This is a genomic window from Anatilimnocola floriformis, assembly GCF_024256385.1.
GTDB lineage: Bacteria > Planctomycetota > Planctomycetia > Pirellulales > Pirellulaceae > Anatilimnocola > Anatilimnocola floriformis.
This window is the reverse complement of sequence record NZ_JAMLFW010000001.1, coordinates 5983176-6006658: the sequence shown is the minus strand read 5'-3', so window position 1 is coordinate 6006658 and position 23483 is coordinate 5983176. Positions and strand designations below refer to the sequence as shown.

21 protein-coding genes are annotated in these 23483 nt (G+C 57.3%); 5 read left to right on the top strand and 16 right to left on the bottom strand.

Going from position 1 to position 23483, the window contains the following annotated elements; genetic code table 11:
* Positions 1 to 7: 7 nt before the first annotated feature.
* Together M9Q49_RS23850 and M9Q49_RS23845 are read right to left on the bottom strand one after the other, a co-directional pair.
* A complete protein-coding gene (locus M9Q49_RS23850) occupies positions 8 to 2410 on the bottom strand; it encodes a PAS domain-containing hybrid sensor histidine kinase/response regulator (protein ID WP_254511497.1) in 2403 nt (800 codons plus the stop codon).
* 41 nt (positions 2411 to 2451) lie between these two features.
* Positions 2452 to 3078 carry an MEDS domain-containing protein gene (locus tag M9Q49_RS23845; protein WP_254511495.1) on the bottom strand — a complete coding sequence of 209 codons (627 nt, stop codon included), beginning with the start codon at positions 3076 to 3078 and terminating at the stop codon, positions 2452 to 2454.
* 278 nt (positions 3079 to 3356) lie between these two features.
* Between M9Q49_RS23845 and M9Q49_RS23840 the strand changes: the two genes are divergently transcribed.
* The 3 genes from M9Q49_RS23840 (at position 3357) to M9Q49_RS23830 (ending at position 5479) form a co-directional block, all read left to right on the top strand.
* A complete protein-coding gene (locus M9Q49_RS23840) occupies positions 3357 to 4325 on the top strand; it encodes an aldo/keto reductase (RefSeq protein ID WP_254511493.1) in 969 nt (322 codons plus the stop codon).
* 139 nt (positions 4326 to 4464) lie between these two features.
* Entirely contained in the window at positions 4465 to 4812 is a 348-nt protein-coding gene (locus M9Q49_RS23835) for a hypothetical protein (protein ID WP_254511491.1), read from the top strand.
* 367 nt (positions 4813 to 5179) lie between these two features.
* A complete protein-coding gene (locus M9Q49_RS23830; RefSeq protein WP_254511489.1) occupies positions 5180 to 5479 on the top strand; it encodes a hypothetical protein in 300 nt (99 codons plus the stop codon).
* Here M9Q49_RS23830 and M9Q49_RS23825 read toward each other — a convergent pair.
* The 11 genes from M9Q49_RS23825 to M9Q49_RS23775 all read right to left on the bottom strand — a co-directional run bounded on the left by M9Q49_RS23825 (position 5476) and on the right by M9Q49_RS23775 (position 16685).
* Entirely contained in the window at positions 5476 to 7677 is a 2202-nt protein-coding gene (locus M9Q49_RS23825) for a heavy metal translocating P-type ATPase (RefSeq protein WP_254511488.1), read from the bottom strand. The genes M9Q49_RS23830 and M9Q49_RS23825 overlap by 4 nt on opposite strands.
* Positions 7678 to 7920: 243 nt before the next feature.
* The gene (locus tag M9Q49_RS23820; protein ID WP_254511487.1) at positions 7921 to 8265 is read right to left on the bottom strand and encodes a hypothetical protein; all 345 of its coding nucleotides are present in this window, start codon (positions 8263 to 8265) and stop codon (positions 7921 to 7923) included.
* Positions 8266 to 8343: 78 nt separating this feature from the next.
* Entirely contained in the window at positions 8344 to 8697 is a 354-nt protein-coding gene (locus M9Q49_RS23815; protein ID WP_254511486.1) for a hypothetical protein, read from the bottom strand.
* Positions 8698 to 8817: 120 nt separating this feature from the next.
* Entirely contained in the window at positions 8818 to 9975 is a 1158-nt protein-coding gene (locus M9Q49_RS23810; protein ID WP_254511485.1) for a TolC family protein, read from the bottom strand.
* A gap of 346 nt (positions 9976 to 10321) precedes the next feature.
* Entirely contained in the window at positions 10322 to 11464 is a 1143-nt protein-coding gene (locus M9Q49_RS23805) for an ABC transporter permease (protein WP_254511484.1), read from the bottom strand.
* 3 nt (positions 11465 to 11467) lie between these two features.
* Positions 11468 to 12190, bottom strand: coding sequence for an ABC transporter ATP-binding protein (locus M9Q49_RS23800; RefSeq protein ID WP_254511483.1), 723 nt, complete (start codon positions 12188 to 12190; stop codon positions 11468 to 11470).
* A gap of 10 nt (positions 12191 to 12200) precedes the next feature.
* Positions 12201 to 13820, bottom strand: a complete 1620-nt coding sequence (locus M9Q49_RS23795) for an efflux RND transporter periplasmic adaptor subunit (protein ID WP_254511481.1) — start codon at positions 13818 to 13820, stop codon at positions 12201 to 12203.
* 30 nt (positions 13821 to 13850) lie between these two features.
* On the bottom strand, positions 13851 to 14360 hold the full coding sequence (locus tag M9Q49_RS23790) for a hypothetical protein (protein ID WP_254511479.1): 510 nt from the start codon (positions 14358 to 14360) through the stop codon (positions 13851 to 13853).
* A gap of 30 nt (positions 14361 to 14390) precedes the next feature.
* Positions 14391 to 15560 (bottom strand): ABC transporter permease, encoded by a 1170-nt coding sequence (locus tag M9Q49_RS23785; RefSeq protein ID WP_254511477.1) that lies wholly within the window; start codon positions 15558 to 15560, stop codon positions 14391 to 14393.
* A gap of 153 nt (positions 15561 to 15713) precedes the next feature.
* Entirely contained in the window at positions 15714 to 16100 is a 387-nt protein-coding gene (locus M9Q49_RS23780; protein WP_254511475.1) for a hypothetical protein, read from the bottom strand.
* A gap of 87 nt (positions 16101 to 16187) precedes the next feature.
* Positions 16188 to 16685: a hypothetical protein gene (locus M9Q49_RS23775; protein WP_254511474.1), complete on the bottom strand. Its 498-nt coding sequence runs from the start codon at positions 16683 to 16685 to the stop codon at positions 16188 to 16190.
* A 1401-nt stretch (positions 16686 to 18086) separates the two neighbouring features.
* Here M9Q49_RS23775 and M9Q49_RS23770 point away from each other — a divergent pair.
* Positions 18087 to 18518 carry a hypothetical protein gene (locus M9Q49_RS23770; protein WP_254511472.1) on the top strand — a complete coding sequence of 144 codons (432 nt, stop codon included), beginning with the start codon at positions 18087 to 18089 and terminating at the stop codon, positions 18516 to 18518.
* Here the strand turns inward: M9Q49_RS23770 and M9Q49_RS36195 are convergent.
* The 3 genes from M9Q49_RS36195 to M9Q49_RS23760 all read right to left on the bottom strand — a co-directional run bounded on the left by M9Q49_RS36195 (position 18486) and on the right by M9Q49_RS23760 (position 22341).
* Positions 18486 to 18794, bottom strand: coding sequence for an FAD/NAD(P)-binding protein (locus M9Q49_RS36195; protein ID WP_390844717.1), 309 nt, complete (start codon positions 18792 to 18794; stop codon positions 18486 to 18488). The genes M9Q49_RS23770 and M9Q49_RS36195 overlap by 33 nt on opposite strands.
* A 200-nt stretch (positions 18795 to 18994) precedes the next feature.
* Entirely contained in the window at positions 18995 to 21175 is a 2181-nt protein-coding gene (locus tag M9Q49_RS23765) for a catalase (RefSeq protein ID WP_315861192.1), read from the bottom strand.
* Positions 21176 to 21513: 338 nt separating this feature from the next.
* Positions 21514 to 22341, bottom strand: a complete 828-nt coding sequence (locus M9Q49_RS23760; RefSeq protein ID WP_254511470.1) for a mechanosensitive ion channel family protein — start codon at positions 22339 to 22341, stop codon at positions 21514 to 21516.
* Between the two features lie 72 nt (positions 22342 to 22413).
* Between M9Q49_RS23760 and M9Q49_RS23755 the strand changes: the two genes are divergently transcribed.
* Positions 22414 to 22986 carry a hypothetical protein gene (locus M9Q49_RS23755; protein ID WP_254511469.1) on the top strand — a complete coding sequence of 191 codons (573 nt, stop codon included), beginning with the start codon at positions 22414 to 22416 and terminating at the stop codon, positions 22984 to 22986.
* The last annotated feature ends 497 nt before the right edge of the window (positions 22987 to 23483 follow it).

Sequence of the window (23483 nt, the reverse complement as noted above, 5' to 3'; positions counted from 1 at the left end):
GTGTTGCTTAGCTCGGCGGATTCGGCACCCAATCCGCGAGGAGTTTCATCAGCTTCGAAATCTCGACGGGCTTCACCAGGTGATGATCGAAGCCGGCGTCGCGCGTTCGCTGGCGATCTTCTTCCTGCCCCCAGCCGGTTTGGGCGATGATCAGCATCTCTTGGCCGCGTGGCAGTTTGCGAATGCGACGGCAGGCTTCATAGCCGTTGAGTTTCGGCAGGCCGATGTCGAGCAGAATCACCTGCGGCTCGAACTCCGTGGTCGCGGCGATCGCTTCTTCGCCGTCGTTAGCGGTGTGCGTTTCATTCCCCAAATACTTAAGCATCTTGGCAAGGCTCATCGCGCTGTCGCGATTGTCATCAACAATCAAGATTCGCAGCGAGGACTTGCTGGTCGATTCATTTTTCTTTGTCGGCACCGCTGAATCTGCCACGACAACTGGCAGTTGCACGATGAACTCACTCCCGCGGCCCGGCCCTTCGCTGCGGGCTTCAACACTGCCGCCGTGCATTTCGACCAGGCGGCGGACCAGTGTCAGCCCGATCCCCAAGCCACCCTGCGATTTCTCCAGCGATTGATCGACTTGCGAGAACATCTCAAAAATCCGCGGCAATTGCTCGGGTGCGATCCCGATGCCCGTATCACGCACCGACACGACGACATTCGTCCCTCTTAGTTCGGCTGTCAGCGTAATTCGGCCTCCGCGCTCGCTGTACTTGGCTGCGTTATTGAGCAGATTCAAAAAGACTTGCGCGAGTCGCGTGAGATCGCCATCGACAATCACTGTTTGAGTGGGCGGCGTGATCGTTAGCTCGTGACCCATTTGCTCGATCAGCGGACGACTCGTTTCGACGGCGCTGGCCAGCACATCGACCAGCAGCACGTGCTCGCGACGAAGCTCCATTTTGCCGCGACTGATGCGGCTGACATCGAGCAGATCGTCGACCAGTCGCACCAGCTGATCGACTTGCCGTTCCATCATCGCCCGCGATTGCTCGCGCGACTCGGGATCGTTCTGCACCAGCTTGAGAATCTGCAAGCCGTTGCGAATGGGCGCTAGCGGGTTGCGCAGTTCGTGTGCGAGCGTGGCCAGGAATTCGTCCTTGCGATGATCGGCATCGGACAACGTCGCGGCCAGGCGGCGCAGTTCGTCCTCCATGTTTTTGCGATCGGTTACGTCGCGCGTGGTGCCGGCCACGGCTTCCACTTCGCCGTCGGCATCGAACACAGGGACGAAAATATAATCGTAGATGCGCCTGCCGTTCGTACCGTTGAAGGGCACTTCGCCGCGGATCGGTTGTTTGGTCGCGCGCACCTGATCGATCTCGCGCCAATGCATCTCGGCGTGCCACGGTTCATAACCGAGTTCGAGCAAGCCCTTGCCGATTGTGTCGGCCATCGTGCGGCCCCACATCGCGAGGAGTGCATCGTTTGCGTAGAGCACGCTGTAGTCGAGGCCGAAGATATAAATCAGATCGGGCGTTCCCGATAGGATGGCTTCATACAGCCGGCGCTGCCGATCGGTGGCCGCGGTGGCCCGCGTGAGAACTTCGCTGGCCTGCCGCTGTGCGGTCACATCGCGTGCGGTTCCAAACCATTCGATGATTTGTCCCTCAGCATCGACAATGGGCACCGCTCGCGAAAACGTCCACCCCACACTGCCATCGGGGCGATAGACGCGATGTTCCAATTCGAACGTCTGCCGATTTGCAATCGCGGCCCCGAAGGTTTCTCGCACTACATCGTGTTCCGACTCGGGAATGTTCTTCGTCAGCCAATTGCGAATCGGCGCCGAATTGCTGGCCACCAGGCCCCGCCCATCGAGCGGTTGCATTTCCGACCAGTCGGCACTCATCCGATAGACGACATCCGCTGTCGCGGTCACCAGCACGCGATAACGATCTTCGCGAGCCCGCAGTGCTGCCTCGGTTCGCAACCGTCCCAGCACGATGGAGGTTTGATTGGCTCCGACGCCGAGCAACAGCCGATCGCGCTCGCTGGGGTATTCTGCCGTCCGACTCGCCGTGACTAGTACACCGCAGTCTTCACCAATCCCGAAACGGGTAACGGCGACCAGCAGTGTGCCATTGCCGGCAGGATCGGGAATGCTGATCGGCTTTTCTGTCGTGGCGCTGTCTGACACAGCACGCACGATTTCGATTAATTCCTGAGAGTCGCCGCGCTGCCGCGTGCGGATGACTTCCAGCGGACTCTGTGCCGTGGGCCCAGCGCAGCGCACATACGCGAACTCAAGCGTCAGCATCCCTAACAGCGCATCGGCTAGGCTGCGGACGATTCCTTCCGGCCCCAGGCCCGTCCAGATCGCGGGCAAGGTGGAGAGGGCAACCAGATCGCGCATGGTGCGCCGCAGTTGACGATTTTCGACAACGGCGTCGGCAGTAGGGTCCATGAACCTGTCTTACTCGCAGCAATTCTGAGTGATCAAGCGCGTTACGCGGCTTTCCGCTCGTGCAGCTCTTTGAGCATCTCGTCGGGCGGCACGTAGAACGGATTTTCTTGCAAAATGCCGCCGATGATCACCATCGGGTGCGTGCGCATGATATCGAGGACGGTGCTCGCATCAAAGCGCGACAAGTCGTAGCAACAAACAACGGGATCGCGATATTGCGGTAGAAACAAATTCAGCCGAGTCTCGTACTCCAACAAATCATGCACGCCGGGCAGATCTTCCAGCGCCCACTCCATGTTGCCGACGAATCGCGTGACCTGGTCGGGGGCCTGTTTGGCGATCGCGTCTTTCACCAAGTCGAGCATGCGGAACTGATCGAAGCGACCATCTTGGACGTGGGCTTCTTCCCAGGGAAAAACTTCGAGTTGGCCACGGGCTTCGGCGGCGGCTACGTCGATTCCTTCTTCCTGCAGTTGGCGGACATGTTGTGGCCGCTGCTTAGGATCGACGATGTGAAACGACTTATCACCTTGCTCGATGCCATCCTTGATGAAGGGCATCAGCACTCGGTATTGCTCTTCTTTTGAATTGAAGAAGGCACATACATGGCCGGAGTGCTTGAGGGTCGACCCAGCAAGCCGAATGGGCTCGCGTGTTGCTGCGTTCATCGTCAGTTCTCTCGCGTTCTTATAACCTGCGGCGTCGGCCAGCGTTGAGCAACTTCACGTTCAGAAATTCCGAACCGTGGAACAAACCGAACAGCCCCGTGGCGGCGAGATGCTGAGCCCTGATTGTACCGCACAGCGGCCGCAATGGGTACGAAACCTTGGCCGCGATTCACTGCTAGCTTCGCCGCACAACTCCGTTGCTGCTGCGTGAATGGGCGTCTAATCTTGTAGGCTCGACGCACTCACCATTTGATCGACATTCGTTCCCGGAGCACCCGATGCAAACCCGCAAACTCGGCAATTCAGACCTGAACATCACTCCCCTCGGCTTCGGGGCCTGGGCGATTGGCGGTGGTGGTTGGGCGTTCGGCTGGGGACCGCAGGACGACGCCGATTCGATCGCCGCCATCCACGAAGCCCTCGATTGCGGCCTGAATTGGATCGACACCGCTGCCGTCTACGGCCTCGGTCACAGCGAAGAAGTGGTTGCCAAAGCGCTCGCCGGTGTCGCCGCTGCCCGCCGACCTTATGTCTTCACCAAGTGCGCTCGCGTCTGGGACGAGAGCCGCCAGATCGGCAAAAGTTTAAAAGCCGACAGCATCCGCCGTGAATGCGAAGCCAGTCTGCGTCGGCTGAAGGTCGACGTCATCGACCTCTATCAAATCCACTGGCCTGAACCGCCCGAAGACATCGATGAAGGTTGGCAAGCCGTGCAGCAACTCAAACAAGCCGGCAAAATCCGCTGGGCCGGCGTCTCGAATTTCAGCGCCGCCCAAATGGCTCAGATCTCCGCGCACGGCCCGATCACCTCGCTGCAACCGCCCTACTCCATGCTCCGCCGCGACATCGAAGCCGACATTCTTCCCTACTGCGCCCAGCACAACATCGGCACGCTGGTCTACTCACCGATGCAATCAGGCCTGCTCACCGGCGCCTGGACAAAGGAACGCCACGACGCCCTTCCCGCCGACGACTGGCGTCGCGAAAAGAACAAGCAATTCCAAGAACCTCTCTTCAGCCGCAACCTCCGCCTGGTCGAAATCCTGCGCACCATCGGCCGCCCCCACCAAAAATCCCCCGGCGAAGTCGCCATCGCCTGGACCCTCCGCCAACCCGCCGTCACCGCAGCAATCGTCGGCGCGCGAAAACCCGGCCAACTCAGCCAACTAACCGGTGCCGCCGATTGGCGATTGTCTGGAGATGAAGAGAAACTGATTGAACAGTTCTTGATTGAGAACCCGGGGTAGAGGTTGTTAGTTTGCTGGCCGCGGGCCCGGATTACTGTCGGTTCTGATGGCGCGTGTTACGGCAGCCGTCTTATTTCTCGAAAGTTGAGCACGGTTAAACAGGTGATGTTGATTGGCGAAATCAACAAAAAAAGGCCCTTTGGAACTTCTCATCCCAAGTGGCCTTTTAGTGGAGGCGGCGGGAATTGAACCCGCGTCGAAATTTTCAACAACAGGCAAGCAGGAAATGACTTATGTCAATTGTCCATCATGCGGCGCTGCACTGGCGCTGCAGGACAGCGGCACCAAGAGTCATGTATTGGCATTGAATGACCGTCTCGCGCTGATCGTTAGAGCGCTTCCGCACCTTTCCGATCAAATGCTCACGATTGTGGAAGCAGCTTGTGTCGGATCTGCGTCGCGAGACATCGCAGAGAACGTCGACGCGGGGCGGATCGAATTTCCACGCGCGCGAGAACGGGCGATTGATCTGAGCACCCGGGGTTGACTCCATTCGAGTTACGCCAGCAATCTACGCCGAGGTGGTCGCAGAGGGCCGCTTCGGCCGATGTGACCGAAGCGTATCGAAAAAAAACCATTCGATGGCAACCGAGCAGAGTTGCGCCGCCATTTTCGAATACGACGATGCGGCATCCAGTTTTAAATCAATACGACAATCGACTGTCGTCAATGCGATGGCAGGTCTTGGCGGTCCTGGTGTCTGTCGCAGGCAAGTGATATCGCGCAAATCCTGAAGCAGGAGCAGCTTGCTGCAAACGCGAGAATTGTGGCACGGCCTCTGCTTTATTATTGAACTGTTGGCTTGAGCATCTTGCTCAATCAAATCAAAAGCTCACTTTCAAGGACGTTCTGCGATGAAAAGTTTCCTATTCACCCTGGTTGCTGTCGCTGCCCTGTCGACGGGTAGCGTGTTCTCCTCTTCAGCCATCGCTGCCGGGGGCGGGAATGGTGGTCACAACAGTCACAACAACCATCGTGGGCATAGCCACAACAGTGGGCACGGCGGCCATAATCATGGTGGTCAGCATCACAATCAAGGCGGTAACTATCGGCCGTATAATGGCAGCTACGGATACGGCGGTTACCCCAGCCAGTATCAACAAAACGGCGTGTACCTCCGAGGCAGCAATTTCGGACTGCGGATTGGATTCTAATCGCTCGAAGGTTGCCTCGATTGCGGACTTCCCTGCCCGGCATTCAACAAACGCAAGCCGTTGAATACGACCAGCAGGGAGACGCCCGCATCGGCAGCAATTGCGGCCCAGAGGGATGCAAATCCAGCGAGGGTGAGCACGACGAATAGAACTTTGATCACCAGCGACGCGAAAATGTTTTGGCGGATGATCGCGAGTGCTCGTCGTGAATGTCCGATGAGCCAAGCAACTTTCGACAGGTCATCGCTCATCAGTGCGACATCGGCAGTTTCGATGGCTGCGTCGCTGCCGACGGCGCCCATGGCGATTCCCAAGGTAGCGCGACCGAGGGCGGGAGCATCGTTCACACCGTCGCCCACCATCGCGACCTGGCCGTACTTTTGCAACAGTTCCTCGATCGCCTTGACCTTGTCGGCGGGCAGCAATTCCGCACGAAACTCGTCAATGCCAGTAGCTTGTGCAATTGCGGCGGCTGTGGCCCTGTTATCGCCGGTAAGCATGATCAGATGTTCGATTCCCTGTGCCCGTAATGCAGAAATAACTTGCTGAGTCTCGGGACGAAGCTGGTCCGCAAGAGCAATCATCCCGCAGACATGGGTTTCGTTTCCGATGACCACCACTGACCGGCCGGCGCTTGACAGGGTTTCGAGGCGTTCGTGAATTTCCGATGTCTCCTGCCCACGCTCCTCCAAATAGCGATGACTGCCCAGCCAAAATGGCCGGCCATCGAACTTCGCTGTGGCTCCTTTGCCTTGGAGAATCTGAAAATCTTCTGCCGCTGCCGCGACGACCTTCTTCTCGGCGGCATAGCGCAATATCGCGAGCGCCAGCGGGTGATCGCTGTGTGACTCCATCGCTGCAGCGCGCTGCAACAACTCTTCCTCCGAATGTCCATTGAGGGGTACGACTTCTACCACTGCGGGCTTTCCCGCAGTCAGCGTGCCGGTCTTATCAAGAGCGATGGCTTTGAGATGAGCGGGAACCTCAACGAACACCCCACCTTTGATCAGCACGCCCTGACGTGCAGCGGTTGCAATGGCAGCGACAATGCTCACCGGCGTGGAAATCACAAGTGCGCAGGGACAGGCAATGACGAGCAACACGAGCGAGTTGTAGAACCAGACGTGCCATTGACCGCCCAGGAGGAGCGGCGGAATGACAAGTACCGCGAGCGCCGCCGCCATGACGCTGGGAGTGTAATATCGAGCAAACGTCTCTACCCACTGTTCGGATTGAGCACGCTTCGATTGCGAATCGCCGACCATGCGAATGATGCGGGCCAGCGTCGTATCGCTGGCAATCTTCGTCGAAGTCACCTGCAGAGCGCCGTCGCCGTTGATTGTGCCGGCATAAACTTCAGCACCTGGCAATTTGCTGACCGGCACGCTTTCGCCGGTGATCGAAGCCTGGTTCACATCGCTGCTCCCTTGAGCGATGACGCCATCCAGGGCAATCCGCTCGCCGGGCTTAACGAGGAATAGATCCCCAACATTTACTTGCTCAGGCGGAACCTCTCGCTCGGCGCCGTCCCTTCCAGCTACCCTGACCGTTGGCGGCGCTAAACTCATCAATGCGGCAATCGCTCGGCGGGCACGTCCCACGCTCCACGATTCAAGCAACAGCGACACCGAGAACAAAAAGGCAACTGTCGCCGCTTCCGACCATTCGCCGATCGTGACCGCACCGGCGATGGCGACGGTCATTAGCAAATTCATGTCTGGCCGGAAGCGTGCTAGGGAGTACCACGCCTTCGGCAGAAAGTGCCAGACACCTGCGAGGATGCTTAGGCTGAAACACAACTGCGCGAGAATCGGTGTCGCAACTGGCCCGGCCTGCTCAGCAAAGCCAAAGGCGGCAGCAACGCTTCCGGATGCTTGGACTTGAAGCGCGAAACCCAGCAGACCAAGTATCCCCGAAGTCAGGGTGAGGATTGCTTGCCCATTGTGCGACCAGAAACCGGTTGCCGGTGCATCACCCTTCGTCTCCCGCCAGACCTCGGCGGTCATGCCGGTTCCGGCAACGACCTTGATGATTTCTGCCGTGGCTACTTGGTCCTCGGGAACCGTTACTCCCATTCGAGCGTTGAGAACTTCGAACGTCAGGAATTGCTCGCCGCCAACGAGGGGGCCAATTTCTCCTTTGAGAATGGCTACCTCTTCAGCGCAGTCCATCCCGTGGATTTTGAAATAACGGTTCATGCCAAGTTTCGTGAGCTAGTGATTGCAGCCGGGACCACAACCACCGCTATTGTTACTGCCCCCGCCACTAAAAGGATTCCAACCAAGAGTGCCCGAATCCTTGGCGCAACCGCCGAATACGAGCGCCCCCAAGATCAGACCGCAAACCAACATGAACCGCAAAGAGCTTGGCATCGAAGATTCCTGTTCTGACTTTATGCAGTTACTTTGCCGCGCCGAGTCACGTCCGCGTTCAGCTTATCCCTAATCGTTCCGCTGCGCGATGACTCGGCCATCCACAATGAGTTTCACGGGACGGACATGCGCCTTGCTGGCAGCATTCCAGAGTGACGCGTGCAGAACTGGAGCATCGCCAAGTATCGTAATTTGAATCTCACGATTGACGACGGATTGCTTCGTCGCGGCAACCCCGGCAACTTTGCGAAGTTCTTTCGCCGCATTGCCGGCTCTCAGGTCGCAGCACATTTCCTCAACGATGAGTGTCGCTTGCCGAGACCTCTGCAGCGGATCTACAAAGTAAACGGCGATGGCCGCGACTGCTGAAATCGTGAACAAAATAATGGACTCGTGAAGATGGTTGATTCTCATGGGGGGAACCCTGTAATTCTCGAAATTGCTGAATGCGTGGCGGCAGCAATCCCGCCACGCGGAGTCTATTCGACATAATCAGCGCAATGGGCGGGCGTTGAAGTTGCCGTGGGCGGTCGCGAGGCGAGTTGGTTGGATTTGAGCGCGTTCCGCCGCGTCCCAAATCATGCGGGGCGAGGGAAACGCGTTGTTCTTCGGGATGATCGTCAGGGTTTGAGCTTTGTAATCAGGTACAACGCGACCCACGCCCGGGATCTTGGCGAGTTCCTGACTAACGTAACGCGCGTCTTGCATCGCCCGCACCATTAACACCGAAGTATGGTCATGCTTATGTTCGTGGACAGGCTGCTGCGCATTCGCGAACCCAGCGCCCACAACCACTAGGGCCACGACACTGGCCAGACAAACTCGACGCGATTGGAAAGTAGACATCGTTCAAATCTCCATAAGGTAAGGTTGTTTCCGGATGCTTGCCCGCGAAACTGATCCGCCAGACTTCCGAGTCTCGCGGAGTATTTCAAACGTGGGATACGCTCCCAAGATTCAATTGGTTCATTGGCCTCCTGCTTGCAAGCTGTTGGAAAGTAACAGCCCTTCAATTTCCGCCGCGGCGGTACGCAAATCTCGCAGGGCATCGAGGTAAGCCAGATTTGTCTGCGCATATGTTCGTTGCGCGGTCAGCAAATTCAGAAAGCCCGCTTCGCCAGCTTGATAAAGCAGGCGACTGAGATCGAGTGATTCCTGCGCTGCAGGCAAGATGTTCTCGCGATACTCCTTCACTTGGTTGAGCGCGTTCGAGTAACGCTCAAAGACCGGCGCCAGCCGATTCTGCAAACTCAGTTCCAGTTGCTCAAGCGCACGTTCGGCGGCAGCAGCCTGATGCTGGGCCTGAACGAGCGCTCCTTGGTTGCGGTTCCACAGCGGCAACGGCAGACCGATGGCAACGGTGCCATCGGGGTCGCCGTTAATGCCGTTATCAATCACATTCACCATCCCGCGAACGGTGATATTCGGAGTCTTCTCAATGCGAGCACGTTCGGCTTGCCAGCGGGCACGCTCGATGTTTGTCATGGCGATCGCAATCTCGGGACTACTTCCCAGCAGCGTATGCAACGCTTGCTGCCAGGTGTGCTGCGGCACGGCATCGAGATTTCCAACCAAATTCTGCATCTGCCAATGTGGTCGCCCCACTACCGTGGTCAGACTTTGCCAAGCGGCTGCTCGCCGGTTCCGAGCATTCACGACCAGAATTTGCACATTGCGTACTTCCAGTCGCGCTTGCAATACGTCGAGTTTGCCAACTTCCTTCTGCTTGAGAAGATTTTCCGACGCAGTCAGATTTTGGGCCGCATTTGCGGCCAATTGATTCGTAAGTCGCTCCTGCTGTTGGGCAATCAACGCCTGATAGAACAAGATTCGCACGTCCGTGGTGACGCGTTGCAGTTGAGCTGTGAGCTCCTGATTTGCACGGCCGATTTCTTGGGCGGCGATCTCGCGATTGATCCGTAGCTTGCCACCACGAACCAATTCCTGTTCCACATAAACCCCCTGTTGTTCGGCCCTGCCGCCACTACCAAGTTGTTGCCCTTCGTAGCCGGTCGTCGGATTCGGAGCGAGACCGACTTGAACCCAGTTGCCTTTGGCGGCTTCGACCAGCGACGCGGCTCGGGCAATCGAGGGATTCTCCATCTGGGCGATGGATTCCAGCATCTCCACCGTCACCTCCTGCACCGGCTGAGGGTTGCCAGGCGGCAGCGGCAACGGGTCAACCAGGGCCTTTGGAGGCGGTAGCGGCGCAGGCGGCGGGGAAACTGGTTGACGGACAGACGCCGGTTGAACGTACTGGCCTGAGGCTGATTTCGGCCGTATATCGTACGAGTTCATTGCAGGTAGTGTCGGCAACTGCAGCGGAGGCGCTGGCTTCGTTTGCGGCGACGGGATTTGCGCCCCAACGGAATCAGCGAACATGCCGGTCCCGAGTAGAAACCCGGCCATTGCTGCTCGAATAATTCTAGTATTCATCGGAAGCCTCCATGCTTCTGAAGTGCGATCTCAATCACGCATGACGCAGTGCTTTGACAATTTCCGTACCCGCGGCTTGCCAACCAGGAATGATTCCCGCGAGCAAACCCACAATGACTGAAACCAGTAGACCGAGTGTGGCTACTTCGGCCGAGGGCTGAAACGCAATCGTTACCCCCTCAGCGCCAATGGCGAAGCCGCCCAGAAACAACAGCAAGGTGCCACAGCCCATGCCGAGGACACCTCCGGCGATACTCTGCAAAACGCTTTCCGCCAGGACGAGGCGAAAGATTCTGGCCGGCCGCAAACCGAGCGTCTGCAGTACGGCATGCTCTTTGATGCGATCTTGAACGGCCATGACGGTCGTTGTTGCAACCAGCGCCAGCACCAGGCCGACGCAGGCGTAGCCTAGGTAATGTGCGAAACCAATAAGTTCAGCAAGGTCCGCCAGCGTGTCGCGCTGGAAGACACCTTTCGACCTCGTTGTTGTTGCCACCGGTCCGCTGCGAAACTCGGCGTCGATGGCTCGGCTGATCTCATCCGCCTTCGCACCTTCCGCGAGTTGCACTTCGAGCTGCGTTACAGTGCCTACGGCCGATTTGCCGCGCGCTCGCTGCAAGAAGTCGAGATGGGTGTAGATGAAGTTATCTTCGGCGGCCACGGTGGATTGAAACGTACCGACAATCGAAACGGTGACGTCCCCAATCGTAAACTTCTCTCCCGCTTTTAGTTTTCGACGGGCGGCAATCGACTGGCCTACGATGGCGGCATCGGTGCGTGAATCGAAGTCGGCCCAGTTGCCCGACTGCAGTTCCAGTTTGCGCGCGGTGCGCAGCTTTTCGGGCGGCAGGCCATTAAACACCACCACGTCGAGGCTGGCGCGGCAGTTGTTGGTGAACACTTTGATCGGCACCACATCTTTCACGCCGGGCATCTTCAGCACGGTGCGGGTGTAATCTTCAGGCAGTTTGCTGCTGGCCGGACAGAAACGGTTCTCTTGAAAAACTACCAGTGTGCGTTCCGCTTCTTTGCTGCTGGTCAGGCGTTCCAATCCCTGCTGCACAGCGCCGACGAAACAGAAGACGAACAGCGCCACGGCGGAACCGGTAACCGTCAACATGGTACGGCCGCGATGCCGCCACAGGCTTTTGAATACGTAGGGGGTGAATTTGAACATCCGTTACGCACTCCGTTCAAAAGGGCGGTTGCCGACGAGGGCCACTTCATGCCCCTTCTCGATGAGTTTTCCCTTTTCAAGTTTGATCTGACGCTGCGCCAACGCCCCGACTCGTGGGTCGTGTGTGACGACGATCATGGTCATACCTAGCTCAGTGTTGAGCCGTTGGATCAGATCGAGAATCTGGTCAGTCGTTTCCGCATCAAGATCGCCCGTCGGTTCATCACCAACGATGATCGTCGGGTTTGCGACAATCGCCCGCGCTATGCCGACTCGCTGTTCTTGTCCGCCGGAGAGTTGCCGCGGGTAATGGTCTTTGCGATCGACAAGGTTGACGGCTTCAAGGGCGATCATCACACGCTTGTGCCGCTCCGCGGCTGACATGGGCAACAGGAGCAAAGGCAGCTCGATATTCTCGTAGGCCGACAGGACCGCAATCAGATTGTGCATCTGAAAGATGTAGCCGATGTTCGCTGCGCGCCAATCTGCGAGCGAAGCACGAGACAACTTCGTGATGTCTGTCCCCTTGATAACGATCTGCCCTGAGGTGGGACGGTCGATCCCTGCGATCGCGTTGAGCAGCGTTGACTTACCGGACCCGCTCGCCCCCATGAGGCTGACGAACTCGCCTTGCTCGACGTTGAGATGCACTTCGCTTAGAGGAGTGATAACTTCATCCCCCTTGCGAAACTGCTTCGTCAGTTTAGTGATTTCTACGAGCGACATCGTTTGTCCTTTACTTTTGATTCTTCGATTCAGCGGCCACTTGAGGCGCTGGCGTGTTGGCGGCGGGCGAGTTGGAGGCACCGTTGAGATTTTGATCTTCCCCAATGACGCGAATCCGCTTCCCAGGTGAGAGTTCATCGCGGCCCGACACGATGAGCTTGTCGGTGGCGGTCAAGCCTTGAACAACTTCCACGAGTCGATCAGTGCTTGCCTTGCCCAATTGAATGGCTTGTTGGCGAGCGCGTGAGGTTTGCAAATCGGCAACCCAAACCGTAGTTCTGTCCGGCGTCGTCTTCACAAGCTCCTTGGGGATCAACTTCCGAAGCGGATCTTGGTCAGCTATGTCTTTGGTGCCTGGTCGCTCGGGTGCGAGGAAAGTCACCTGCACGAGCATTTCTGGCTTGATCACTGCCGGCGGATCGTGAATCAGCACTTTCACCTGAAGCGTGTTCTTTTGGATGTCCGCCTGCGAAGTAACGGCCACGACTTCACCAATCAGTGGTGTGGCCAGGGCTGCAGTTGAAATCTGCACCGGTTGGCCAAGCTGAGCATTGGGTACGTCTTCCAGACGCACATCAGCCCGCACCTGCAAATTCTTGGGGTCGTACAAACTAACCACGGCACTGGAATCCCGTTCCGATGCTGGAGAGAGACCCATCAGGCGACGCCCCGGTTGAGCGTGCAACGCGAGGACGCGACCAGAAATTGGCGATGTGATTGTCATGCGAGTCAGCCGCAGCTCCGCCGTTTCGACTGCTAATTTGGCTTGCTCCACGCGGGCATCGGCAATGTTGCAGCCGGCCTCGGCCTCTTTCACGCGACGGTTTTCGTCCGACTTCAATGTGAGTTGCGATCGGAGGGCTGTCACCCGGTCCTGCCAGGACTTCGCTTCCGATTCTAAGCTCTTGCTTCGCTGTTCCAATTCGTGCACCGTCGCTGTCGCGTTGTCGAACTCACTTTGGGCACGTTGAACAGAACGCTGAGGAATCGCATCGCCAACTTTTAGTTTCCCTTCTAATTCTTGCCCGGCAAGTTGAAGCCGAGCATTCGCGCCCTTCAACAGCAGGGGAATGCTTTGCGAATCTGTCGCTACCTTGGCGAGTGACGCTTCGGCTTCGGCGACTGCCGCTTGCAATTGAACTGGGTTGGCTAGGCTCTTGTGCGCCGCATCACACGTTGCCTTGGCCAGTTCCAGTTCCGCGTCACGCAAACGCAACGCCGCTTTGGCTTCAGCTACCGCGATTCGAGCGTCTGCTTCGACAAGTTTCGCCAACGGTTGACCAAGTTGGACTTCCTGCCCCTCGACCACGAGCAGGCTTTCGACCACTCCTTCGACTTGGGCAGAAACAACCGTTGCTGTGGGACGAGGTTCGATCCACCCCGCCGCTTGAAACACGGGAGTACCCGACTGTTGCACCTCGGCACGTGTCAGCACAACGGGGGTGATGGTCACGGACTTCGCAGGTAACAGGCTGTCTTGCAGCGACCAGCCAATAACCGCCGCGAAGGCCACTAAAATGCCTAGCGGCAAACCATAGCGCGTGGCCAGGTTGCGACGCTTTGCCGTCGTGATGGCCGCAGATCCTGACCGATCCACGGCGAGCTGACTCAGATCCACTGGAGTGGCCATCAACGAATCCCTTGCTCAGTTTTGAATAGCTCAGTTGCGAACAAAGATGCCATTCGCCAAAACAGTTAGGTTGCCGGCTTCATCCCGTTTGGCCGTTCCGCGGACGACAATCGTCTGCATTTCCTTCACCCCTAGCAACTTACGGGCATCCGTCGCCACGGGCTTGCCGCTCGCATCAACAAACTTGACCAGCGCCTTACAGGCCGGGAGTTGATCCGTGTCGCAGCAGTAATCCCAAGGAGTGGGACAACCTTCTTTGGCGTCGCAAGGACTCAGCGACTTGTCGACGAAGAGAAATGCAGCCTGGCCTTCGATCCACGGATTCGTGTCGCCGCCGATCCTTCCCTCTGCCACAACTTCTTCGCCGTCTTTGGAATCAACCTTCAATTGCTTGACACCCTTCACACCGGCGGGCTCGGCCGAAAGGATGTACGCCTTTTCTTCCGTTGACGGTCCCGCTGTTGGCGGCGTTGCCGCTGGTCCGCAGCCGATCGACAGAGCACAGAAACCTAATACACCCATTGCCACTAACAAACGCATGATTGAACTCCGAAAATAAACCTGGTGAAACTAAACCGCTTTGAGTCCATCCACGACCGAATGTTGCATGGCCTTCCAGGCCGGCGGGATTGCGCCGAATACACCGAGCAGCAATCCCGTGCCACATCCAACTAAAATTGCCACACTATCCACCCGCAGCGCAAAAGCCCCCATCGTGAACCGGACGGCCGTGCCGTTGATCACGAAGATGGCGATGACCGCGGCTACCAATGAAGCCGATGTCGAAAGTAACACGGCTTCTTGTATCAAGCTGACGACGATTGCGCGCCGCCGATAACCGACCGCTTGCAGCGTGGCGAGCTCGCGCACGCGGCCCATGACGGAGCCATACATGGTGTTGAGTCCGGCGAAGACGCCAGCGCCGGCGACGAGCAGCACGACCAGCCAGCCAAGCATCCGCACTGGCTGATAGTGTTTCTGCAGCGAGGCGTAATATTTGACTTCGCCGATCGCCTGCAATTCCAAGTCGTAGCGTTCTTTGCAGAACAATTCTACATCGCTGGGCGAGGAACCATCGGCCATCCCGATAGCCACCAAGCTCAAATCCTGCCGTTTGAGCGCGTTTTGAAAATCGGTCAGCGGAACCCAAATTTCCGACTCGAATGCAGCACCATTGGCAGCAAAATGCCCCGCGATCTTCCACTCGTGACCGTCGAATCGAATAGTCTTGCCGACCTCTAAATCGGACGCTTGGCAACTCAGCTTGGCTGCCACGAGCTTGCCGACAATCACTTCGCCCGGACCAGGCCAATGACCTTCAGTCACCTGCACTTGGCGGCGAACGAGCGGCGCTGCGTGCGATACGCCTCGGACAATTCCGAACATGGGCGGATCGTTCTCGGCCAGCGAAATGCGAGTGCCGACGTACAACTCCGGCGAGATACGGGATACGCCGAACTGCTTCTCAACACCTTCCAAACTTGCAGATAGCAGTGACGCCGAGCGTGCCGGTATCGCGGAGTTCTCAATGTCCTCTGCAGCATTGATCGAATAAACCAGCACCACGTTTGGCTGACCCGTGACAGCGAGCGAGGTTTCGAGCCCCCGAATGAACGCGACAACCACAAACACCAATAGTACGACGGTCGCCAACGCACCGAGTGTCAGCGCACTGCGAGCGGGACGTCGCAACAGATTGCGAACTCCATACTCCCACGGCAGCAAGCGAAGTCGAAACATGCGCAGTGTCCGATCGAAAGGGTGAACTGAATATGGATGGATCGAGCGAACGACTAAACCTCGGGGAGGAATGCGTTCACCAGCTGGTCGATAGAGGAATCGCAAGCCGCTCAGGAAGGCGACGGTGAACAGACCAGCAGCGCAGAGTGACGCTTACAACAAGAGAGATTGGACAGCCAAGCGCAGGCCCATTCCCGAGCCAAAGCCCGGTCGCCATTGCCTGGTATCAAGGGCCGCATCGCCATTGGCGCACAATTGCGGAGGCGACTCGACCATCGTCCAAATTGCGAGAGAGTGAATATCCTGCTCGACTTCAACCGCCTGGATCGTGTTAAACTGGCTTTTGCAAAAACACTCGGTGCCAGTGTCTTGCTGCTCGTCGCTTGGCAAGTTGTCTGGGACGGTTTGTTCGCGCTGGCAACAACGGCAACCAACTTCTGATCGCACACCTGCCGAAGTCGTCGTCACGCTGGCCGTACAGGCGTACGGGCAGCCTAAGACTTGGCAAATCATCGCGATAAGAAGTAGCACACGCAGCATGTCGACCTCGGGTATCCTTCTCCAGCAATACTAGCTCTTGTTCTAAACTCGTGCAATCTCGCTGAACGGCTCGCACGTCATTGTTGCCTACCGCTTGATGAAGATTCCGCTGGCCATCAGTGCCACGTTTCCTTCGTCATCCCGCTTGGCGATGCCTTGAACGATGACGGTTTCCTCTTCTTTGATGCCCAGCAGTTGGCGGGAATCAACGGCGATTGTCTTCCCTTGCTCATCAAGAAACTTGACCACCATCGTGGCCGACGCCAACTCTTGGGCGCAGTGCTGGCATTCTGGTCCGCACTTGGAATCCGCACACGGCAAGGGCGCACCAGTATCGACGAGCAAAAACGCGGCCCGCCCTTCGATCCACGGCTTGACGCCGCCGCCAACGCGGCCAATTACCGAAACGGTTTGCCCCGTCTTCGCTGTGTCCTTGAAGTCGACGACTCCGACCGACGCGCTCGGTTCGGTCGGAAGAAGATAGCGCGGGTCGGCCGCTGACGGCGATGATGAAGACTTCGAGCAGCCGGCAAAAGCAACGATGGTGAACAACAACGCGACAGGCACTGAGAAATGACGCAACATATTCGATACCCTTTCCGGGGCTATAGATCGTAATTAGCGACTGAGAAGCGCCGGCCGCAAGTGAGCCGAAGCCGGTAGATGAAAACGTATTCCGACAAGTTGCCGGACAAACGCAAATAAGAAACGAAATGGCGCAGAAAACTGCGACTAAATCGTGTAGCGGCAAAGTTGCGCGCAGAGTTCGAGCGCAGTTGCGCTCGGGGTTATACCATGTTGGGCATAGCAAACAGTCCGCGGTAAATCATGCCCGCCGGCCGGCAGCTGCACAGGAGTTACGAATAGACTCTGGGCATCGCAATGCTCGATTTGAACGTCCTGCGCCTTCGCAGCTGGCTTCGGTACATGCTGCAAGTGACAAGGGCAGCTCTCAGGACAATCGCAAGGGGCGAACGGGACTTTCATCCGTTTGCCGTGTTCGTTTTTGTGCGTTGACGAACAAGAGCAACGAGATTTCCGACAGCCACGTCCGGATTCACAAGTCTCTTTGGAGGTTCCATGAGACTTCGCAGCATCCGCGGAATGACAGCAGGAGCAATGGCTAGCAGCCAGCGGCTGGACTGGCAGCATGATAGCCACCATCCAGACGAAGCCTCGCAGCCAAACTCCAGCCAAACTATTCACGCGTTTCGACTCCATTCCGAGACTACAGGCACATCTTCCGCCTAACCCTTATCATTTGTATCGACTGTTCAAAAGGTCGATTTGAGCATCAGCCGAACAAACGCTGAGAATTCGTAATCGCATCTTGCCGGCCGCACGTCATCTTTCCTACTTAGTTGCTCTGCCAGCATTCGATTGTTGATCCTCAGGAGGAGTCACCTAGCGATCGTGCTGGGCCAAGAGGAATCAGTACACTGGCGACGCTTCGGTCCGACACGCCGACTTGGATCCGCCATGCACACCACACGGTACTACCCGTGTTGAGGCAGCGCCTTCCAGTCTGCGGCGACAGGGCCATAGACTCGAATGACACTCACAGAATAGTGTAGGTTGCTTGCCTCCAACCCGTATCGCGAGAAATTTGGGCACGGTCGAAGCCGCCCAAATTGATTTCCTACCCTGCGAGAACGGGCGGCTGAGCTGAGCGGACGCTTTTCGTGCTGGATAGCCACAAACGTTTGCGAGCGCTAGTTTCGGGTGTTGAACAGTGAGTAACTCGGGCGTCTCGCTTATACGCTTGCTGTCGGATGTTTCGCTGCCGGCGTGCTGCAGATGTCTCCCCGTGGCGAGTCCAGGGGGGCCCGCAAGGGTTGGCGAATCAAGTGTATCTTTCGCTGGGCGACGGAGACTGAGCTGCTTCCACCCGCGGTATTTCACGGCTTGCAGTCGGTCAGAGGTTTGGTTCGCGGGAGAACGGATGCTCGCGAATCAAAACCGGTTCGGCCCGTGCCAGAGGCTTTCGTGGATGCGATTAAGCCGCACGTGCCGCCTCAGATCTGGGCAATGATCGAGTTACAGCGGCTGACTGGGATGCGACCAGGCGAAGTCACCATCATGCGGACCTGCGATCTCGATACGACTGGAAGAGTGTGGGTTTACACACCTTCGCATCACAAGACCGAATTCCACGGCCACAGCCGCCACGTCTACCTCGGACCACGAGCACAGGAAGTGCTGCGGCCCTGGCTGCGAACGGAAACGGAGGCGTATCTGTTTCAGCCGAAGGACGTAATGAAAGCGATGCGGGCACTGCGGCACCTAGCTAGCTCGCAAGACACCGCTCTCATGCGGCCATCGCCCAGGAAACAACGTCGAGGCGAGGCCGAAGAAGTTGCCGGGCGAAGTTTACAAGACGCAAGCCTACGGCCGGGCGATCATCACTGGGTGCGATAAGGCCAAGGTTCCTCGCTGGCATCCGCACCAGCTTCGGCACAACTCCGCGACATGGCTCCGCAAGGAGTTCGGGCTCGATAGCTCGTTGCCTGAAACATTGGTGACGTGTTCATCGCTGGCACCCGCTGGGCTGTAAGGCATTCCGGCGCCGATCTCATCGCCCGCCTCAAAAATGTCGACTTCCAATTGCGACGACGCAGTTTGAATCACCTCTTGCAGCAGGAACAGTGCACTTGGCCCGCCGCCAACGATTGCGACTCGAAATGTTTTATCCATCACTGTCCCAAACAGATCAACCGACTTCGTGACTGCAGCAGGCCTGGCAACAAAGGTATGCTCGGCCGCCCGGCTTTACTTTAGCAACCTGGCAAGATGCCCATTTAAAGGTGATTCCACTTTCTCGGTCAAACGCGAACGAGTAGGCTTCGCCGAGTGTGAGCACCGACGAAGCCCTTGATGAATTCGATACCCTAAATTTACTTCCGCTGCCAGAAACGAAGCTGTCGGCAGCGGGCAACGAACTGCTTGCAGTCATCGGCGGATCGGAGCAAGGTCATGCCGCCATCGGGAATATCTTGCGCTCCGGCTTTCTCCAACAGCGGAACGGCTCCTTTCGTGTAGGCGATGAACTTTGCATGGGCCAAGGCGTCCGCGACGAAATCACGAGCAGCAGGTCGAGCGGTCAACTTCTGGGCTTGTTCTTCAGGAAAGAGCAGCACCACGGCGTCGAAGAGCACGGAGGGAGCTCCTTCGAGCTTCTCATCCGCGGCGTGCAGCTTTGCATTGCTGTCTTTGACGCCGCCAATTTCCGGCGCGATCAGTTTCATCGTTGCGCCTTCCGCCTTGAGCGCTGCGGCAAGCCCTTTCAAAATGTCGCCATCGGCCCCATCCGCGGCCAACACGCCAACTTTGCGACCAGCAAACGATTTGGGACCGTTGTCCAAGATGCTCAGGGCCGACGAGCGCTTCAAATCGCGCTTTGTTGGTTCCGCAGCGGCAATTGCTTTAGGCATCTCGCTGAGCCGCAACCCGCTCCCCACTTTTTGTGCAAGCTCTTGATCGATGTTCAGCAAGTGCGAAACCATGCGCGTACGAATGTCAGCGCGCTGCACTTTGCTCAATTCAAAGATAAGCGCGTCGGCAATGTGCGCTTGCTCGACGGCGGTCTGGCTGACGTAAAACTGTCTCGCTTGACTGTAATGATCGGCGAACGACTTCGGCCTGGCGCGGGTCTTCTTGCCTCCCAAAGACTCGGCGAAGGTTTGAAAGCCCTGAGTGGGCGACTCGCGAGGTCCCGCCTGATCGCCCCAGGTGTTTGGCTCGTAGTTAACCCGTCCCACGGGGTTTCGCATTGCCATGTGACCGTCTTGCTGAAAGTTCCGCACTGGAACCTTTGGAGCATTGATTGGAATATGCGTGAAGTTCGGACCACCGAGCCGCTTAAGTTGCGTATCGAGGTACGAGAAGTTGCGACCCTGCAGCAGCGGGTCATCGCTGAAATCGATGCCAGGCACCACGTTCTGAGTGCAGAACGCTACCTGTTCCGTCTCGGCGAAGAAGTTGTCGACGACGCGGTCGAGCACCATCCGGCCAACGATCTTCACGGGGATTTCTTCTTCAGGGATGAGCTTCGTGGGATCGAGAACATCGAACTGGAATTTGTCTGCGAACGCCTCGTCAAACAGTTGCACACCCAGCTCCCATTCTGCCGGCTGCCCCATTTGGATGGCATCCCAGAGGTCGCGGCGGTGGAAGTCAGGGTCGGCGCCGTTGATCTTTACCGCTTCATTCCAAACGACCGACTGCAGCCCCAACTTCGGCTTCCAGTGGAACTTGACGAACGTGCTCTTGCCGTCGGTCGTGATGAGCCGGAAGGTGTGAACCCCGAAGCCCTCCATAAAGCGAAACGACCGAGGCAGGCCCCGGTCCGACATCACCCACATGACCATGTGCATCGATTCGGGTGTCAGGGTGATAAAGTCCCAGGCGTTGTCGTGGGCAGTCGCAGCCTGGGGAAAGCCGCGATCCGGCTCCTCCTTAAAAGCATGAACCATGTCCGGGAACTTGATCGGGTCCTGAATGAAGAAGACCGGCATGTTGTTGCCGACGAGATCCCAATTTCCTTCTTTGGTATAGAATTTGGTTGCGAACCCCCGCACGTCCCGAGCCAAGTCAGCCGAACCCTTGCTGCCGGCGACGGTAGAGAAGCGTACGAACACGGGGGTCTTCTCGCCGCTGGCGAAGACGGCTGCTCGGCTGTATCGCGCCAGTGCCCCATTACTCTCGAAGTGACCATGAACTCCGAAGCCGCGGGCGTGGACGACTCGTTCGGGAATCCGTTCGTGATCGAAATGAAACATCTTCTCACGGAAGTGGAAGTCTTCCATGAGGGCAGGGCCTCGCGCGTTGGCCCGCAGCGTATTCTGGTCATCGGCGACCGGCACCCCTTGTTGGGTTGTCAGCACAGAAGTGTCGCCATTCGTTTGATGCGTCTCGCCGGCATCGCCGACAGTGGTTTTGATCGGCCCCGGCTTGAGATCGATCTGATCAGCGATCGGCTGAGCGTCGGCATTCACTGCTGCCAGTCCTGCGCCAAGCGCGCCAGCCGCTGCCATGAATTGACGGCGGGAGGGTTCAAGCGGTGGTCGATCTGCCATGGAAGTTTCCTTAAAGCGAATTGTCTGGATGCGAAGGGTCTAGTGCGAAGGGGTCGTATAATTAAGGCAATGTTCGTGCCGCTGTGAGTTTGCTATTTCACGGAGTTCGACCAGGTCGCCGATCGACGTTTTGCGCCACGCAAACGCTAACGCGGTCGCACAAGGTTCCGGTCGTGAGTGACTTGAGATGGGCGAATTTCACTCAGTCAGAGCGCTGGGTGACCACAACGGGCCCCAGTTTGATTAAGTCGCATTCAATCCCGAAGTCAAGTATTTCCGACTAGTGAAGATTCCACCGCTCAAACCGCCCCCTGGCTGTCATCCTTCAATTCTGAGCATTAAGTCTCGACGTGCACGAGTTGCACAACTCGCTGCGAGAACGGAATTGCGATGCCCAACTCGTCGAACTTCTTTTTGATTCGTCGCAACACTTCGCGTTTGACTGCCCATTGGCGCATGGGGCGGGTTTTGATGAGGAACTTGATCGAAACGCTAGAATCACCCAAGGCATCGACGCCGAGCATCTCGGGTTCATCAATAATCGAGTGGGAAAATCCTGGATCGTGGCTGAGCTGCTGGGCCACTTCGAGCAATATCTGCATCACGCGATCGACGTCTTCTTTGTAGGAGACTGCGATCGTGAGCACTGCCCGAGACCAACTGTAGGTCATATTGCTGACAGTGTTTATCTGCCCATGCGGGATGAAGTGAACCACGCCCTCCTCATCGCGAAGCACGGTGGTGCGGAGCGAAATATCTTCGACGACGCCAGAAACGTCACCGATCTTCACAACACTACCGACGCTGTACTGATTCTCGACGAGAATCATAAAGCCAGCGACGAAGTCACGGATCAGGTTTTGAGACCCGAATGCCACCGCGGCGCCGATCACGGCAGCCCCACCCAAGAGCACTGTGACGTTCACGCCCACTTGATCCAAAATGGCTAGCGTGCCGAGTACGAGAATCGCTGTTCCAGTCGCATTTTGAAACACGCGTCCGAGTGTTTCCGCGCGTGCGTCGCGGTCAGCCCCCTGCAGTGAACCGCGTCTCCGCACGATCGCGGCCACGACCTTTCGTCCCACCAAGCGTGAAATCCACCTTGCTAAAAACACAAAAACAATAACCGCAAGGACCCTTGGGCCGTTGGTTGCCAACCATTGCACCGCCCGATGCGGCGCGAATGGACTCTTCAAGAACCAGACTCGGCTACGTGCGGCCGCAACCGACGATTCCGCTTGTTCGATCTTGCCGTGCGTGTTGAGCCGCCCTTGCCGCATCCGCTGCAGCAAGGCTTCGGATTCGGTAATGAACTGCTTTTGCTGTTCGACATCCTTACGGGCCGCGGCGACGCGTTCCAAATCCGCCTGCAGTTGTCGCTGGTATTCCGGGCGCCTGTTATCACTCTCGCTCATTCTGCTGAGGATGTTTGCTACGTGATCGTGGGCAGCTTGTGCTGCAGCAACTTCGGCCTCAGCATTTTTGAGCAACTTGTTTCCTACCATCAGGTCTCGTTCAAACACGTCAATGCTGCGATCCAGGAGCTGAGCGTGCTCTCCCAGCGTCGCGCGATCGGCTTGCTTCGTTTCCAATTCGCGTTCCGCATGTACCTCGCGGTCATCGGCCGCAGCAACCGGCATTGCGGTTTTGGCGACTGGAACATTCGCATCTCGTTTGTTCTCGGGAGTCGCAGCAGATTTTGCCGGCAATTCCGAATCGGTCTTTGCTGCGCTAATTGCAGCCTTGCTTGCGGCATTTTTGGCGACGTCGGCATCAGCGCTTTCCAGACGACCAAGCGTCTCGTGTTCTAGTTCGAGTTTCTCGTCCAGAATCTTGATCTGCTGCTGAACGACCTTCCGACGTTCGATGATCCGCTCGAAGTGGTCTCGCGCCGGAGTCCATTTCATCTCGATCTGCTGGACTTTGGCAATCGCTTCGGCACTTTTCGTTTCTGTGGCCCCCTTCGCGGCTTTGAGTTGCGCGTCGAGTTCGGTGAACTGGTCGGATGCTTCTCGAAAAGACCTTTCCAGTCGTTCGACTTCGGCGTTCAGTGCGTCGCGCCTCGAACGATCAGCATCGAGCAATTTGCGTAGGCCGGCGATCCGCTCGGCTGCCGAAAGAGGCTTCGCAGTTTCTCCTACCGCAGCGTGGCCTTTGCTGGTCGGTTGCGAGATTGCAACCGACTTCGCAGATTCCTGATTTTCGACCGCAACTGCCTGCGTGTAACTGCTCAGAAAAAGCAGGGTGTAAACGACGTTTCTGAGAATAGGGTGTTGAATGGGCATTGTTCTCAACTCTGTAATCGATT

Coding starts and splice junctions, on each gene's coding strand:
- M9Q49_RS23850 (WP_254511497.1), bottom strand. CDS start 2,410: ATGGACCCTACTGCCGACGCCGTTGTCGAAAATCGTCAACTGCGGCGC.
- M9Q49_RS23845 (WP_254511495.1), bottom strand. CDS start 3,078: ATGAACGCAGCAACACGCGAGCCCATTCGGCTTGCTGGGTCGACCCTC.
- M9Q49_RS23840 (WP_254511493.1), top strand. CDS start 3,357: ATGCAAACCCGCAAACTCGGCAATTCAGACCTGAACATCACTCCCCTC.
- M9Q49_RS23830 (WP_254511489.1), top strand. CDS start 5,180: ATGAAAAGTTTCCTATTCACCCTGGTTGCTGTCGCTGCCCTGTCGACG.
- M9Q49_RS23825 (WP_254511488.1), bottom strand. CDS start 7,677: ATGAACCGTTATTTCAAAATCCACGGGATGGACTGCGCTGAAGAGGTA.
- M9Q49_RS23820 (WP_254511487.1), bottom strand. CDS start 8,265: ATGAGAATCAACCATCTTCACGAGTCCATTATTTTGTTCACGATTTCA.
- M9Q49_RS23815 (WP_254511486.1), bottom strand. CDS start 8,697: ATGTCTACTTTCCAATCGCGTCGAGTTTGTCTGGCCAGTGTCGTGGCC.
- M9Q49_RS23810 (WP_254511485.1), bottom strand. CDS start 9,975: ATGCTGGAATCCATCGCCCAGATGGAGAATCCCTCGATTGCCCGAGCC.
- M9Q49_RS23805 (WP_254511484.1), bottom strand. CDS start 11,464: ATGTTCAAATTCACCCCCTACGTATTCAAAAGCCTGTGGCGGCATCGC.
- M9Q49_RS23800 (WP_254511483.1), bottom strand. CDS start 12,190: ATGTCGCTCGTAGAAATCACTAAACTGACGAAGCAGTTTCGCAAGGGG.
- M9Q49_RS23795 (WP_254511481.1), bottom strand. CDS start 13,820: ATGGCCACTCCAGTGGATCTGAGTCAGCTCGCCGTGGATCGGTCAGGA.
- M9Q49_RS23790 (WP_254511479.1), bottom strand. CDS start 14,360: ATGCGTTTGTTAGTGGCAATGGGTGTATTAGGTTTCTGTGCTCTGTCG.
- M9Q49_RS23785 (WP_254511477.1), bottom strand. CDS start 15,560: ATGTTTCGACTTCGCTTGCTGCCGTGGGAGTATGGAGTTCGCAATCTG.
- M9Q49_RS23780 (WP_254511475.1), bottom strand. CDS start 16,100: ATGCTGCGTGTGCTACTTCTTATCGCGATGATTTGCCAAGTCTTAGGC.
- M9Q49_RS23775 (WP_254511474.1), bottom strand. CDS start 16,685: ATGTTGCGTCATTTCTCAGTGCCTGTCGCGTTGTTGTTCACCATCGTT.
- M9Q49_RS36195 (WP_390844717.1), bottom strand. CDS start 18,794: ATGGATAAAACATTTCGAGTCGCAATCGTTGGCGGCGGGCCAAGTGCA.
- M9Q49_RS23765 (WP_315861192.1), bottom strand. CDS start 21,175: ATGGCAGATCGACCACCGCTTGAACCCTCCCGCCGTCAATTCATGGCA.